The organism is Ignatzschineria sp. PL_is040 (assembly GCF_055813795.1).
The window spans coordinates 57599-73259 of record NZ_JBVPGU010000009.1 but is presented as its reverse complement, the minus strand read 5'-3'; the positions used below and the strand labels follow the sequence as shown (position 1 = coordinate 73259).

At 41.2% G+C, this 15661-nt stretch carries 12 protein-coding genes; 6 read left to right on the top strand and 6 right to left on the bottom strand.

The annotated features are described in order from the left end of the window. Positions 1-239 precede the first annotated feature (239 nt). Both mgtE and AC0SAP_RS09275 read left to right on the top strand, forming a co-directional pair. Positions 240-1067, top strand: a complete 828-nt coding sequence (gene mgtE / locus AC0SAP_RS09280) for a magnesium transporter (protein ID WP_473383965.1) — start codon at positions 240-242, stop codon at positions 1065-1067. Further along, positions 1058-1240 carry a magnesium transporter gene (locus AC0SAP_RS09275; protein ID WP_473383964.1) on the top strand — a complete coding sequence of 61 codons (183 nt, stop codon included), beginning with the start codon at positions 1058-1060 and terminating at the stop codon, positions 1238-1240. Before mgtE ends, AC0SAP_RS09275 begins: the two co-directional genes overlap by 10 nt. A gap of 223 nt (positions 1241-1463) precedes the next feature. Here the strand turns inward: AC0SAP_RS09275 and metG are convergent, their stop codons facing one another. From metG to cmk, 6 genes are all read right to left on the bottom strand, one after another. After that, on the bottom strand, positions 1464-3602 hold the full coding sequence (gene metG / locus AC0SAP_RS09270) for a methionine--tRNA ligase (RefSeq protein ID WP_473383963.1): 2139 nt from the start codon (positions 3600-3602) through the stop codon (positions 1464-1466). Positions 3603-3819: 217 nt separating this feature from the next. Next, entirely contained in the window at positions 3820-4296 is a 477-nt protein-coding gene (gene ispF / locus AC0SAP_RS09265; protein ID WP_473383962.1) for a 2-C-methyl-D-erythritol 2,4-cyclodiphosphate synthase, read from the bottom strand. Next, positions 4293-5021 (bottom strand): 2-C-methyl-D-erythritol 4-phosphate cytidylyltransferase, encoded by a 729-nt coding sequence (ispD, locus tag AC0SAP_RS09260; protein WP_473383961.1) that lies wholly within the window; start codon positions 5019-5021, stop codon positions 4293-4295. The genes ispF and ispD overlap by 4 nt, the downstream gene beginning before the upstream one ends. A gap of 356 nt (positions 5022-5377) precedes the next feature. Further along, positions 5378-5683, bottom strand: a complete 306-nt coding sequence (ihfB, locus tag AC0SAP_RS09255; protein WP_094566623.1) for an integration host factor subunit beta — start codon at positions 5681-5683, stop codon at positions 5378-5380. Between the two features lie 319 nt (positions 5684-6002). After that, the gene (gene rpsA, locus AC0SAP_RS09250) at positions 6003-7670 is read right to left on the bottom strand and encodes a 30S ribosomal protein S1 (RefSeq protein ID WP_094566622.1); all 1668 of its coding nucleotides are present in this window, start codon (positions 7668-7670) and stop codon (positions 6003-6005) included. A gap of 557 nt (positions 7671-8227) precedes the next feature. Continuing rightward, positions 8228-8896: a (d)CMP kinase gene (cmk, locus tag AC0SAP_RS09245; RefSeq protein ID WP_473383960.1), complete on the bottom strand. Its 669-nt coding sequence runs from the start codon at positions 8894-8896 to the stop codon at positions 8228-8230. A gap of 380 nt (positions 8897-9276) precedes the next feature. Here cmk and hemC point away from each other — a divergent pair, with 380 nt between their 5' ends. From hemC to folP, 4 genes are all read left to right on the top strand, one after another. Further along, positions 9277-10200 (top strand): hydroxymethylbilane synthase, encoded by a 924-nt coding sequence (hemC, locus tag AC0SAP_RS09240; protein ID WP_473383959.1) that lies wholly within the window; start codon positions 9277-9279, stop codon positions 10198-10200. Next, a complete protein-coding gene (locus tag AC0SAP_RS09235; protein ID WP_473383958.1) occupies positions 10193-12904 on the top strand; it encodes a uroporphyrinogen-III C-methyltransferase in 2712 nt (903 codons plus the stop codon). Before hemC ends, AC0SAP_RS09235 begins: the two co-directional genes overlap by 8 nt. Beyond that, complete coding sequence (locus AC0SAP_RS09230; RefSeq protein ID WP_473383957.1) at positions 12904-14379, top strand: heme biosynthesis HemY N-terminal domain-containing protein; 1476 nt, start codon at positions 12904-12906, stop codon at positions 14377-14379. The genes AC0SAP_RS09235 and AC0SAP_RS09230 overlap by 1 nt, the downstream gene beginning before the upstream one ends. A gap of 264 nt (positions 14380-14643) precedes the next feature. Further along, entirely contained in the window at positions 14644-15501 is an 858-nt protein-coding gene (folP, locus tag AC0SAP_RS09225) for a dihydropteroate synthase (protein ID WP_473383956.1), read from the top strand. Positions 15502-15661 lie beyond the last annotated feature (160 nt).

Below are 15661 nucleotides of genomic sequence, written 5' to 3'. Positions count from 1 at the left end.
ATAATAACGAAAGACCTCATTCAGCCATTGGATCTGTGCCACCATGCCAGATTCAATAAACCTTAGAGAATCTTCTACTTTTAAATGGAGTTAAAAAGGGGAGGATTACAGACTCTTTTCCCAAGGATATCAGTGTCGGCCGCTGCGCACAGCCGCGCCGCGCTTAACAAAATATATCGATGACAGAGAGATTTCTTACTGTCGTTTTATGAAAATAAAAGATAATGGGGTTAAGCAAAATGGTCATTCAAGATCGTAATATGAAATTTGGCATTGAGACCGCCGGGTCCCTAATGTCCAATGACTTTATCACCCTCGATGTCAATCATACGGTTGATGAGGCAATCGACTATCTTCGCAAGAATCTCTATCAAAGAGAAGATATTCACTATGTCTATATTCTCAATCAAGATAAAGTTCTTGTTGGTGTCGTTGCAATTAGAGAGCTTCTCTCCGCAAAAGGCGATGAGATGATCGCAAATGTTATGAAGACAAAACTTAAAAAAGTGACGACAGCGGTGGATCAAGAAGAGGTAGCGCAACTCTTTCAAGATACAGATCTTGTGACAATCCCCGTTGTTGCTGAGTCAGGTCACCTATTAGGCGTCATTCATATCGATCAAATTTTAGATGTGATGGAACAAGAGGGTACTGAAGATATCTATCGTATGGCTTCGATCAAGAGTGATCAGCTCGATAATCAAAATCTTCTGACGGCAACTATCGGTCTTCTCTACCGTAAACGTGTTGCTTGGCTAGTTATTCTTGTCTTTATGAATATCTTCTCTGGTGCAGGGATCGCAACTTATGAAGATCTTATTGAGAACAATGTCGCACTGGTCTTCTTCCTCCCCTTATTAGTCGATAGTGGAGGTAACGCCGGGGCACAGTCCGCAACATTAATGATTCGAGCGATGGCGCTTGGAGAAGTTCGTATCAAAGATTGGTTTAGAATGATTGGGAAAGAGACTATCATCTCTGCACTCCTTGGCTTTACAATGGCGCTTGCCGTCTCATTGGTAGGATTCTACCGTGGTGGTGTTGAGATTGCTTCATTGTGGCATTAACGATGTTTTTTGTTGTCATGATTGGTAGCATCATTGGACTTTCACTCCCCTTTATCTTTAGCAAGATGAAGATGGACCTTGCAACAGCAAGTGGCCCGCTAATCACCTCTATCTGTGATATTGTTGGTGTCTTTATCTACTTCGGCATTGCGAGTGCATTTATTACACTCTAAACACACTGTGGCATATGCCGGAGATAATCCAAAATTGACATTAGCTATACTTGCGTCATTTTAATGAAAGTTATTTCAACCAAAATCATTGCAATAAAATAGCTTCGATCAAATAACTTCAGATACTTCAATAAAAAAGAGAGCCCATTAAGCATTTTCAATAATGTTCAATGGTGACTCTCTTTTCTGTTTTCACTTCTCAATAATTAACCCGTTGTGATGATTACGAGATCTTCGCCCCAGGCTTGAGCTCACTTAAAGAGGTTAAGAGAGTTAACTCCTCTTTGGTGGAGGCAGACAGAATCATTCCTTCACTCACACCAAAACGCATCTTTCTCGGCGCTAGATTGGCAACCACCACCACATACATTCCTACTAAAGCAGCAGGATCTTGATAAAACTTACGGATGCCGGAGAAGATAGTGCGGGGACGCTCCTCACCTAAATCGATCTGGAACGTTAAAAGCTTATCAGCCCCTTCAATAAAATCGCATGAAAGTACCTTCCCTAAACGAAGATCGATCTTGGCAAAATCATCGATCGAGATATATGCCTCCTCTTCGCTTTTATCAACATCTTTTTCAGGACCCTTACCGCCCTTTTTTTGCTCGCTCTTTACCACCTTATCGCCCGCCTTATCAGCTTGTTGCGCATCTTTACGCACGACACTCAAAGCTTCACGATTCGCTTCAATCATCGCATCGAGATCTTTACGATTAAGACGCGTCATCAGATGCTCATAATCGTTGATAAGATGCCCCTGAGGTAATCTCTCTTGAAGCGCTGCAAAAGTTAAAGGCGCAATATTGAGGAATTTCTCTACACGCTCTGCAACCACCGGTAGCACAGGCTTAAGATAGAGCGTTAAAATTCTAAAGGCTTCTAAATAACCGGTACAGAGATCTTGAAGTAATTTTGCTCTGCTCTCATCTTTAGCAATCTCCCAAGGTTTCATCTGATCAAAGTGTTCATTCACATCATCACAAGCTGCTGAGATCTCTCTAAGTGCCGCAGCAAAATTGCGTTTCTCAAACCCTTCCTGAATCGCAGGAGCACGCGCAATAACGGAGTCGATCAATGCCACCGATTCTGCAGCAATCTCACCTAATCGATTATCAAAGTTTTTTGAGATAAAGCGACTTGTTCTTGAAGCAATATTGACATATTTACCGATAAGATCCGCATTAACACGATTCACAAAATCATCGAGGTTGAGGTCAAAATCATCGATTGCCCCATTCGATTTTGCAGCAAAATAGTAACGCAACCATTCTGGATCGAGCTTCTGAGCAATATAGGAGTCAGCAGTAATAAATGTACCACGCGATTTACTCATCTTCGCGCCATCTACGGTTAAAAAGCCATTAATCGCATATTGAGAAGGAACACGATGTCCAGAGAAATTGAGCATTGCCGGCCAGAAGAGCGTATGGAAATACATAATATCTTTACCGATAAAATGGACCATCTCCGTGCCAGCAGCTTCCGCCTTATCTCTCTTAATAAAGCTCTCAAAATCAATATTACCAACACGATCACAGTAGTTCTTAAATGAAGCAAAATAACCGATCGGGGCATCTAACCAAACATAGAAATATTTATTTTCCGCATTTGGAATTGGGAACCCAAAATAGGGAGCATCTCGAGAGATATCCCAATCTGAGAGCTTACAATCTCCCTCCTCACCAATCCATTCACGCATCTTATTGGCTGCTTCAGGTTGCAAGCGCTCTTTATCTTCTAAAAATTGACGTAAGAACTCAACACAACGTGGATCTGATAACTTAAAGAAGAAGTGTTCAGAAGGACGCATGACTGGAGTCTTTCCTGTCACAACGGAGAAGGGATTGATCAATTCTGTCGGCCGATAAGTAGCGCCACACGCTTCACAGTTATCCCCATATTGATCTTTAGCATGACATTTAGGGCACTCTCCCTTAATGAAACGATCGGGTAAAAACATTTGACGCTCTTCATCATAGAACTGCTCAATCGTTTTTGTCTCTATTAGATCATTTGCTTTGAGCGTAAGATAGATCTCTTCAACTAACTGTTGATTCTCTTTTGAGTGTGTCGTGTAATAATTATCAAAATCGATATGGAAATTATCAAAATCTTGCAGATGAGCCGCATGCGCTTTTGCAATTAACTCTTCAGGAGTAATGCCAAGAGAGTCTGCCTTTAGCATAATGGGCGTTCCATGGGTATCATCAGCGCAGATATAATAAACATTGTTTCCGAGCATTCGCTGAAAACGCACCCAAATATCGGCCTGAGCATATCCTAATAGATGCCCTAAATGAATATCACCATTGGCAAATGGCAGTGCGTTTGTGACAAAAATATCTCTCTTTCGTTGCATACTCTACTTGTTCCTATATTTGTTTCATAATGGGCATCTCTGTAAGTAATCATCAATGTCTAATACTTCCTATACTTCTATACCTCTAATCTCTCTTAGAAGGTTTATCAGAAGATCTATCAAAAGATCTATTAGAGCATCCATTACTATTTATCGATGCGCCTCATCTCATCTGTTTTAAATTACTGCTTACTACTGCTGATAGCTTTCGCCCACTTCACTCCTGACGCTTTAACAAGACGGCGACCTGTGCGGCTATTCCCTCTTCCCTACCGACAAAACCTAGCTTCTCCATAGTTGTCGCTTTAACATTGATATCATCTGTGGAGATATTAAGATCTGTAGCAATCACAGATTCAATCGTCGCTCTATAGGGTTTCATCTTCGGTTGTTCCGCCATAATCGTAATATCGATATTACCAATCTTATAACCTCTATTGAGAACAATTTGGTAAGCCTCTTTGAGAAGAAGACGGCTATCGGCATCTTTATAACGGGGATCAGTATCGGGAAAAAGTGTTCCAATATCTCCCGCCTTTACCGCTCCTAAAATAGCATCAGTTAAAGCATGTAGCACAACATCACCATCTGAGTGCGCTTTAAATGCCTTATGAAAAGGGATCTTTACCCCGCCTAACATAAGATGATCACCCTCTTGAAAGGTATGAACATCAAAACCAAATCCTATTCTCATTCTCTTCTCTCACTAAAATAGAGGCTCATTAATTGTAGATCTTCAGGATATGTGACTTTAAAGTTGTGTGGATAACCCCGATAGACCTTTGGTGAGAGGCCATTATACTCTAAAAGTGACGCTTCATCTGTCACTTTTGCACCTTCTCTTGCTGCACGCTCGGTAGCTTCAATCAGTGTCAAAAGTGGCGCCATTTGGGGAGTTTGTGCTAACCAGATCGAATCACGATCAAGGGTCTCGACAATCAATCCTTCTCCATCGACTCGCTTCACAGTATCTTGTGCCGGCAATGCCATAATAGCACCCCCTTGCGGCGCATCATCTAATACCGTTCGAAGAAAGAGAGAGAGCTCTTCAGGCTTCAATCCTGGCCTTGCTGCATCATGCACCGCAACCCAGATCTTGTTAAGATCTTTTCCCTCACCACTTAATTTCTCTTTTAAGAAGTAGAGCCCCGCCGCAACAGAATCTGTCCGTGTTGCACCCCCTGCGACCCGCCATAAAGATTCACTCTCGATCGCTAGAGGCATTTTATCTTCAGCTGATAGAGCAACAACGCCACCATTTATCTCCTTAACCCCTAAAAATAGTTTTAAGGTGTGCGTCAAGATAGTTTCTCCGGCAATCTCAAGGTATTGCTTCGGCACTTCAGATCCCATGCGGCTTCCAATACCAGCTGCAGGAATAATAAAATAGAGCTCTTGCTCTTCTCTTTGAGTACTCAACGCGTTTCTGCTCCTTCATATCCTTTATAAAATAGCTCGACCTCTAATCTCTAACCCCTAGTAGAGTCAATCTCTATTATAGCGAACTCCCAATAATTTCCATGACCATTGCATCATAATATTCATCCTGCTCTCTATTTTTCCTACCTCTTAAACAGAAGAGATAAAAAAAGCATCTCAAACCATCACTTGAGATGCTCTTATCGACTACTCTACTGCTTCTCTCTAAAATAAAGACAAGCATGAAATTCGATACTAAAGTATGTCATTACCAAAGTGTGCCATTAAATTGTGACACTAAATACTGATACTTAAATACTGATACTTCGGTCTAATATTGATATGCGGTCATCACTCTACTTCGGAAGCTCATAATGCTCACGGCTTTCATTGACCCGCTCACGGAGCAATTTACCCGGTTTAAAGTGGGTGGTATATTTGCCACTTAGTTTTACTGCATCTCCGGTCTTCGGGTTGCGCCCTATCTTAGGCTCTCGATAACGAACAGAGAAACTACCAAATCCTCTAATCTCGATACGCCCGCCCTTCCCTAAGGTCTCTGTAATATGTTCTAAAATTTTCTTAACACTCTTTTCAACTTCAGCTGTTGAACAGTGTGGGTATTTTGCACTTAATCTCTGTACTAGCTCTGATCTAGTCACCGTACTTCTCCTTGATTCTATAATTCCCTAGTTTTCAGCATAAATCCCGCAAACGCCGTAAATTTATGTATATTTTTATATATAAAATAATACAATCTATCGTTCTATTAAGCAACAATCACTCTAAAAAATATCTCTTAATTCTCTATTAGAATCAAATACCTCTATAAAAAAACCGCAAACTATAAAGTCTGCGGTTTTTTGCTGACCGAAGGTCATACAACTATTAATCTTAATGAACCTTAATTGATCAATCTAGATCAATCTGAATCACGCTAATCTACATTAATCAAAGTGGCTCTAAAATTATTGTTGCTTCTTATTGCTGTTTTAACTGCTCTTTTAAGAGATCACCGAAAGTTGTCGCACCAACGCTATCATTCGTATATTCAGCGATATCTTGTGGGCTCACTTCGTCAACTGCTTTCACAGAGAGAACGATTGAACGGTTACGGCGATCAACGCTTACAAAACGTGCTTCAACTTCATCACCTACGTTATAGACGTTACGAACATCTTCTACACGCTCAGATGAAATTTCAGATGCGCGAAGGTTACCTTCAACACCGTTACCAAGATCAACAACTGCATACTTAGCATCAACTTCAGTAACAACACCTTTCACTAAAGAACCTTTCTCATGCTCTGCTAAGAATGAAGAGAATGGGTCTTGGTCAAGTTGTTTGATACCTAAAGAGATACGCTCACGATCAGCATCTACTGCTAATACCATTGCTTCAATCTCATCACCACGGCTATATTCGCGGATCGCTTCTTCACCAGGAACGCTCCATGAAATATCAGAAAGGTGAACAAGACCATCAATGCCACCTTCAAGACCGATGAAGATACCGAAATCTGTAATAGATTTGATTGTACCTTTGATCTTATCGTTCTTGTTGTATTTCATCTCGAACTCAGACCATGGATTTGGCATGCACTGTTTCATACCGAGTGAGATACGGCGACGCTCTTCATCGATATCGAGAACCACAACGCCCACTTCTTCACCTGCTGTAACAACTTTAGAAGGGTTAACGTTTTTGTTAGTCCAATCCATTTCTGAAACGTGAACAAGACCTTCGATACCTGGCTCGATCTCAACAAAGCAACCGTAATCGGTAATGTTAGTAACTTTACCTTTTGTTTGAAGACCTGCAGGGAAGCGCATAGCGATATCTTTCCATGGATCTTCACCAAGTTGTTTAAGACCAAGTGATACACGGTTACGCTCTTTATCAAATTTAAGAAGCTTAACTTCGATCTCTTGATTGATCTCTACGATCTCAGATGGGTGACGAACACGTTTCCACGCCATATCAGTGATATGAAGAAGACCATCGATACCACCAAGGTCGATAAACGCACCGTAATCAGTAAGGTTCTTAACGATTCCTTTAACAACATCACCTTCTTCAAGTGTTTTGAGAAGCTCTTCACGTTCTGCAGAATACTCTTCTTCAAGTACCGCGCGGCGTGAAACAACGATGTTGTTACGCTTTTGGTCAAGCTTGATAACTTTTAACTCAAGCTCTTTACCTTCAAGATATGCGATATCACGAACAGGGCGAACATCTACTAATGAACCTGGTAAGAACGCGCGCTCTGTACCGATATCAACAGTAAATCCACCTTTAACGCGACCTGAGATAACACCTTTAATGATTTCATCATTTTCAAGTTTCTTCTCAAGGAATGCCCATACTTCTGCACGTTTCGCTTTTTCACGTGAAAGACGAGTTTCACCGAAACCATCTTCTAATGACTCAAGGACAACGTCCACTTTATCACCAACTTGAACTTCAATTTCACCATTTAAATCTTGAAATTGTTCAGCGGGGATGCGACCTTCACTCTTAAGGCCAGCATCAACGATTACAAAACCGTTTTCGATTTTTACAACCGTTGCTTCAATGATTGCACCAATTTCACGTGCTTGTTCTTCGGCGATTGATTGCTCAAATAATTCTGCAAAACTTAATGACATATAATTAAAAATGCATAGACATGTGGAATATTTTTCTCACTATACTCACCCTATTTCCTAGAAACATCATATACCCTAGGTGCTCTACCTTAAGTATTCTCAATTTCTTGGCAACAAGTAAATTGTAGCGTTATTCCAATCTACGACTTGTTTAAAGTAATAAAAAATCACAACGTTAGCGCTTTAGCTCTGTAATCGACCGATTTCCGAGCAGTTGCTCTGAAATCCCCTACCCGAGAAATATCTTTTAGATCTTCTATAGATATGAATTGGGGACTACTGATCGATATTGCTATCGCTCTTTGTGAAACCTACATCTAATCAATAATCTTCTGATTACCCTCTTTTATCGAGCTGATAAAGCAAAAGAGGGACCGATTATCTCAGTCTCCCCTTAAACCTTCGACGACAAACCTCAGATGATCCACCTAAGAGGTATAAAATCTGTTATCAACTGCTTTTAAAGTCATTTTAAGATCGAAATTTTAAACCATTTTTAAACCATTCTATAAGCGTTTAAACATCGTTTATAACATCGCTTAAGCACTTTTAGTAGTTTAAAAGAATCTCTCTTTAATCACTTTCCAAGCCGATGCATAGACTTCATCCACCCCAAGTTTAGATGTGTCGATCACTATCGCATCATCTGCTGCAATAAGGGGGGCGCTCGATCGCGTCCGATCTCGCTCATCTCTTGCTTCCACCTCAGATAAAATCTGCTCTATATTAACGCAAATTCCACTCTCTAACAACTGTTTATGCCGTCTTTTTGCCCGCTCTTCTGCAGTAGCTGTTAAAAAGAGTTTCAATTTTGCACTTGGAAAGACCACCGTCCCCATATCTCGCCCATCAGCAATAAGTCCCGGTGCTTGTGCAAAATCACGTTGGCGTTGAAGTAAGTTTTCCCGAACTTGCGGATGTTTGGCAACGATTGAAGCCTTATTACCCGTCTTCTCTTCACGAATCTTATGGGTAACATCTTCCTCTTCTAGATAGATATTGAGAGCAGAACCCACCACTTCGAAACGAAGGGGCAACGTGGCTGCAAGAGAAGCGACTAAAACCTCATCTTCAAGATCTACCCCTCTCTTTTCAGCAAAAAGAGCCACTGCACGGTAGATCGCTCCTGAGTCTAAAAAGTGCCAGCCCAATTTTTTTGCTAGCTGTAAGGAGAGAGTTCCTTTACCTACACCACTAGGGCCATCTATCGTTATAACATTTTGCATCGCATCTACCTTCATCATTAATTTTGCTGAAAAGAACATTATAGATAATATAGTCAATATATCTCATCAATATATTCTCGCTATTTTAGAGATTCATCCTCTCTAAAAATAGAGATAAATATCAATAAAAGAGAAAGCGTTTCATATAAATTGATAACATATCGAGTTATCGAGACTTAATTTATATCAAGATCATATCGGATTTATGTCGCAACTGATATTGCAATAACTCTATTCCTATCGCTTATTGCGACATCGATATGCCATCGATACAGCATCGGTGTCGGTATCAATCTCTATAAGAGATCATAACTCAAGCGATAAAATTGATATATTATTAAGCAACCAACTAAAATCGAGATTTTAACTAGGATAAAAAGATGAAATTAACAATTGCAACACGTGAAAGTCCTCTCGCGCTCTGGCAAGCGAACCATGTTCGAAGTGAACTCCTCAAGCATTTCCCGGAAATGGAGATTGAATTGCTCGGCATGACAACAAAAGGGGATCAACTACTCTCTTCACCTCTTAGTAAAATAGGGGGCAAAGGGCTCTTTATTAAAGAGCTAGAGGTTGCGATGTTAGAAGGAAGAGCAGATATTGCTGTTCACTCAATGAAAGATGTTCCCATGGCATCCCAGCTTCCGGAAGGAATGAGTGTACCGGTTATTTTGAAACGGGAAGATCCGAGAGATGCGCTTGTCTCTATTCAATATAACTCTTTAGATGAGCTACCAGAGGGTGCTGTCGTCGGATCTTGCTCTTTACGCCGTAGAGCTCAACTATTAGCACACCGCCCTGATCTTCAGATCAAAGATCTTCGAGGCAATGTAAATACACGCCTACAAAAGTTAGAAAATGGAGAGTATGATGCCATTATCCTTGCAGCAGCAGGATTAATCCGCTTAGGCTTTGAAGAGAAGATCACCCAACTTCTTCCCGATACAATCTCCCTACCAGCCGTCGGTCAAGGCGCAATTGGAATCGAATGTGTTACTAACAGTCATGCGGTTCAAGAGGTAATTGCCAAATTGAACGATGAAGAGACCGCTATCTGTGTTTCGGCAGAGAGAGCTTTCAATGCAAAACTTAATGGTGGTTGCCAAGCACCTATTGCCGGCTTTGCCCAGTTGAGCGAAAAAGGGCTCTATCTTAGAGGCTTAGTAGGAGATCTCGACCATGGGACAATTATCTATCATGAATTGTGGGGAAAACCTGAAGAAGCGGTCGCCTTAGGAGAAGCCCTTGCAGATAACCTTCTCTCTCGTGGCGCAAAAGAGATACTTGAAAAGATCTATGGCTAAATCTATGAAGCAGAAAGAGAATAATCCTATCGAAGATATTAATAATATTGGAAATATTGCCGAAATTGGAATTATTGTGACTCGCCCAAAGGGGCAGTCACACTCCTTTATCCAAAAATTGCAAGCGTCGGGATACACCGCTTTTGATCTTCCCGGCATTATTATCGCCCCACCTCAAGAACTAGCTAAAGCACAAAAAGAGTTAGATCAGGTATCAGAGTATGATTACCTTCTCTTTACAAGTCCTAACTCTGTTCGTTTTGCTAAGAAGTTAGGGCTATCCTTCGATAAAATTAAGGGATTTATCTCTATAGGTTCCGGCACAGAGAGAGCTTTAGAGCCCTATCTTGCCAATAAAGAATCGATTACAGCACCTAAGCCCTACACCTCTGAAGCACTCGTTGAGACATTAAAAGCACATCATATTGCCGGCAAAAAAATCTTAATTATTAGTGGTGAAGGGGGGCGCCGACTCCTCGATCAAGCAATTGATGATCTTGATGGCTTTGGCAAGTATTGTGATGTCTATCGCCGGGAAGCCCCCACTGAAGAGATGCTCAATCTCACACCTCTTCTAAGCTTTAAAGATGCCTCCTCGGCTACAACATCTGCTTCAACACCGACATCTACAAGATCACTCTATCTTGTTATCTCAAGCCAAGAGGCTTTCAATAACTTACTCCCTATTTTAGAGCGACACCAGCTCAGAGCCCAAATTGATGGGATCTTTGTAGGTAGCGAACGATTAGAAAACATAGTAAAATCAGAAGGGTTTGAGAGAGTCATTGTTGCCCGATCTGCACTTGAAAAAGATCTCTGGCAAGCAATTGAGGAGTATTTTAATCCTCTCACTTCGCACCCCCTCAATTCCCCTTCTATCTCACCTGATAATGATAAGGAGCGCTCTATGACGCAAGAGCTGAATAACCAAGATTCTAAAAAAACAGAACAGTCCATCTCCCCACAATCTTCTACTAATGAGGCTACTACTGTAGATAAAGAGCTTGATACAGCAACTGTGGAGCAGCGCGATAACGATGATAAAGCGCAAACCACGAATAGTAAGCGCCAAAATCAGAAAGGTAATAAAAAGAGAGGCAATGGGCGCAGAGAGAATCAAAATCAAGCTGTTGAAAAAGAATCTTCTAAAAAGAGATCTGATGAAGAGCGCTCTAATAAAGAAGCTGATAATGAGAAAGAGGTCTCTAAAACAACAAATACCCAAGAGACCAATCAAGAGATCAAGCAAAAGATTGAGTCGCCTCACGATCTAGAAAAAACGTCTCTATCCGCGCAGGAAGAGAAGGGTCAAGAGAATCAAAAACGCAAAGAACAGGATAGTGTGAACGATTCAACCACAAAAACAGTTGATGAAAAGTCATTAGAGAGAGCGGAAGATCACAATATGAATAATGAGGCGCATAGCGAAAATGTTGCAACTTCAGCAACGACAGCCACAACATCGAGCACTGAACATCCAACTCGCCCTAGCCAAGGATTGACCTATATCGCTCTTATCTTAGCATTAGGTGGATTAGGGCTTGGTGGATTCTCCTACTATAAAGGCTCGTTAGAGAAAACCGATAAGATCGCTCAACTAGAGAGCGCTATTGCAACAGATGCATCGACAATCTCCACACTTAAAGGAGAGGTTGATAACCTCAATAAGAGTCTCTCTACTCTAAAAGTGACAACTGACAAAATAGCAGCAAGTGATGCACAATCACTCTCTGGACAAGTTGCCGCAGTTGCGCAAAAACATGATCAACTTAACCAATCGATGGCAGAGTCAGCTAAGGGATTACAAGCACAGATCGATAAACTCGCAACAACACAGAAAGACCTCTTAGCTCAAGGCGATCAAATCAACAATATTGCCAAAGTCAGTAATCAAGCGATTACGATCGCTAATAGCTTTGATAAGAAGCTCGCAGCACAAGAGTTACAACAAAATGTCGTTCTCAATGAAGCAAAAGAGCTCATCTCTACCATCAAAAATATTACCGATTTAGAGATGCTTCGCACTACAGAGGTTGATTATCTCCTCAAGGTAGCGATTCAAAAAGTGCAATACGACAAAGATTACAAGACAGCATCACAGATCTTAAGTTCAGCACTCGATAAGCTCTCTCAGATCAACAGTATCAATTTCAATGAGACCAAAAAGCTTCTCGAAGCCAATATCGATACCTTAAAGACATTAGAACCTTTAGATCTAGTGGATATTACTCGTCGCTTAGAGAAAGTGACAATCCTCCTACAGAAAGCCCCCCTTAAGAGCGATAGCGCACTGGTCAACCTTAAAAATGAGATCTTTAACCAAGGCGCACCTGAAGGAGAGAGTTGGACTGATAAATTAACAAGTTCCCTCAAGCACCTTGTCGTGATCGAAGATAAGCGAACTGAAGTACCGGAACTAATGGCGAAAGAAGATCGCTTCTTCCTACTACAAAATATTCAACTTGAATTAACTGCGGCAAAAATCGCACTACTTCAAGACCAAGTCACCCTCTTCAAACACTCTGTAGAGAGCGTACAATCTTGGGTAAAAACCTACTTTGATGAAGATAATGCCGATGTTAGAGAGGCTATTCAGCAGTTACAATGGCTTCTTGATGCAAAACTTGAAGTGACTCCTCCTAATATTGAGCGCACACTCACAGACTTTGAAGCCACTCTTCGAGCATATAAAGGAGCGCAATAATGGGTAGATTTCTTAAAACAATCGGTTGGATCATTCTTATTCCGATTTTAGCCATTCTCCTCTTCTTTGTTGTCAAAGATGATACAGGACAGGTTCTCATTACAGGCTCCTTCCCCATCATTGGTCCTAAAACAATTCATACCACAATTGTCGGAGGCTTGATACTTGCTGCAGTCTCTATTCTCATCATCTATGTTGTGATTCGACTGATCATCACAATTATTAGAACGCCGAAGATTATGCGTCATTTTCGACTCAATCGTCGCGCGAGAATTGCAGATAAACAATTTGCGGAAGCAGAACTCGCACTTCTTGAAAATCGCCCCAAAGTGGCAGAAGATCTCTTCTTACTAGCGGCAAAAGGAAGTAAGAGTAAAAATCTCTGCTATGTGGGCGCAGCGCGAGCAGCTCAACTTTCCGGCAATATGGAGAAAAGAGATCGCTATCTTCGTGAGATCGATCTCTCAGATTCAAAGCATGATCGTGAGTTAGCAGAGGTACAGCGTGCAGAACTTCTCTTAGAGGCTGATGAGAATGAGAAGGCTGAACTTCTTCTAAATACCCTCTTAGAACGAGAAAAAAATCACTACGCAACACTACTTCTTGCCGTTGCATTGCAGAAGCAGGGTAAAAATGAGGCGCTATTTAGACTTCTTCCCAATCTGCAAAAAGCACTACCTCGCTTAACGCCTAGTGAAGAGATCGATCAATATACAGAGAATGTTTACAAAGCACTCTTTGAGTATGCAAGTCAAATTAGTAAAGATTCTGATCAATTACGCCTCGTCTGGGGACGCCTTCCTAAACATCTCCAACATGAGCCTGCGCTACTCATCGCCTATGCTAATCGCTTACTTGATGTGGGGGATACAAAGCGTGCTGAAGAAATTCTTCGAAAAGAGATCAATCGCTCACACAATGAGATGCTGATCTTAGCTTATGGTCATCTCTATCGTGGCGATCAGCAAAAACTCCTTCATCATGCTAAAAAGTTTAATGCAGATGCACCAGATAGTGCCATTACACAATATACTCTTGCACATATGCTTTTTCGAAACCAGCAATATGATGAAGCGATGACTCACCTTCAAAAAACTATTCAACTCGATCCCCAATTTGTAAAAGCTTATCGCTTAATTGGTGAGATTAAGTTGATTCAGAATGATGATAAGAGTGCATTAGAGTTCTTTAAAGAAGCGATGGCGCTCGCTTTTGATGAACGCCCGAAAGATGTTAAACGGGTTGATGGCGATCTTTTAATCTCTTCTGTTGATAAAATCTCCCATAAAAAGGGGGATGAAGAGATTGCTGATGGAGAGTTCTCTAATGCGAAAGAGAACGTAAACAAAGGGGATCAGCAGGAGAAAGCTTCAACAACGCAAGAAGAGGGCATCAACGCTTCTCATGAAAGTGAAGATCTAGGCGAACAAGATCCCCATATCAATAATAATTACGATCCTCGTCGCCACCTCTAATCTTCTCAAAACGGCTTATTTCTAAAAGAGAAATCACTATTTGAGAGAGAAGCAAAGAGTTGCAAAAATCTATAAAAAAGAAAGATGGCTTTTGCCATCTTTTTTCTCTCAAACGGATTAACTCCAACCGATTGCCTCAAATGGATTGACTCAAATGGATTGACTCAAATGGATTGACTCAAATGAGTTGATACAACTAATGAGCATGACTTATGGGTATGACTTATGGATATGACTAATTGTTATAATGAAAGTAGAGAACATATGAATATAACCTTTAACGATCGAACACTTGATCTCTCCTCCCCAAAAATTATGGGGATTCTCAACTTAACGCCTAACTCCTTCTCCGATGGTGGTGATTATTATGATCCTGAACGAGCCTTAGATCGCGCTTATGAGATGTTAGAGGAAGGGGCAGATATTCTCGATATCGGTGCGGAATCTACAAATCCCAAAGCAACCCCGATTAGTAGCCAGGAGGAGATCAGACGCCTTCGACCTGTCGTCTCTCTACTTCGACAAAAACTTGATATCCCCCTCTCAATTGATACCTTTCGAGCAGAGACGATGAAGCAGATGCTCGATCTTGGAGTCGATATTATCAATGACGTCACCGCATTAAGCGATCCTAAAGCACTCGACTCTCTTTTAGAATCTAAAGCAGCAGTCATTCTGATGCATATGTTAGGCGATCACCAAAAGATGCATATTACAGGGAATTATCGCCTCACTGGCGGCGTGACTCATTCCGTTTTTCAACATCTAGAGAAAATCGCCCAAAAATGTGTGAGCGAGGGAATAGATTCCTCACGAATTATTTTAGATCCCGGCTTTGGCTTTGATAAATCTGTCCCGGAACAGCTCACCCTACTTAAAGAGCTCCGAAGATTGACGCATAAAAGCCAATACCCCTATCTCATCGGCGTTTCTCGCAAACGCTTTATTGGTGCTATCACTCATGTAGAAGCACCTAAAGAGCGACTTGCCGGCAATCTTGCCGTAGCGCTCTGGAGTATTGAACAAGGTGCTAAAATCTTAAGAGTTCATGATGTTAAAGCAACTAAAGAGGCATTTCTAATGTGGCAGGCGATCAATCACGCAGAGAGTTCTAGCCTCTAGAAAATCATTATTGAATGATAGAGATAGAATCAAACAGCGTGATTCCCTACCCTTTTGAGCCGAGATAGTTATCTCAGGCATAACCATTATAGGCATGACGATTACAACCATGATCATTTCGATTTCAGCTTCTGTTTTATCCGCTATCTCAACCCACACT

Bases quoted from the DNA above. Each gene is read 5' to 3' on its own strand.
- cmk (WP_473383960.1), bottom strand. From the start codon at position 8,896: ATGCAAAATGTTATAACGATAGATGGCCCTAGTGGTGTAGGTAAAGGA.
- AC0SAP_RS09235 (WP_473383958.1), top strand. From the start codon at position 10,193: ATGGCTAAATCTATGAAGCAGAAAGAGAATAATCCTATCGAAGATATT.
- folP (WP_473383956.1), top strand. From the start codon at position 14,644: ATGAATATAACCTTTAACGATCGAACACTTGATCTCTCCTCCCCAAAA.
- hemC (WP_473383959.1), top strand. From the start codon at position 9,277: ATGAAATTAACAATTGCAACACGTGAAAGTCCTCTCGCGCTCTGGCAA.
- ispF (WP_473383962.1), bottom strand. From the start codon at position 4,296: ATGAGAATAGGATTTGGTTTTGATGTTCATACCTTTCAAGAGGGTGAT.
- mgtE (WP_473383965.1), top strand. From the start codon at position 240: ATGGTCATTCAAGATCGTAATATGAAATTTGGCATTGAGACCGCCGGG.
- metG (WP_473383963.1), bottom strand. From the start codon at position 3,602: ATGCAACGAAAGAGAGATATTTTTGTCACAAACGCACTGCCATTTGCC.
- AC0SAP_RS09230 (WP_473383957.1), top strand. From the start codon at position 12,904: ATGGGTAGATTTCTTAAAACAATCGGTTGGATCATTCTTATTCCGATT.
- rpsA (WP_094566622.1), bottom strand. From the start codon at position 7,670: ATGTCATTAAGTTTTGCAGAATTATTTGAGCAATCAATCGCCGAAGAA.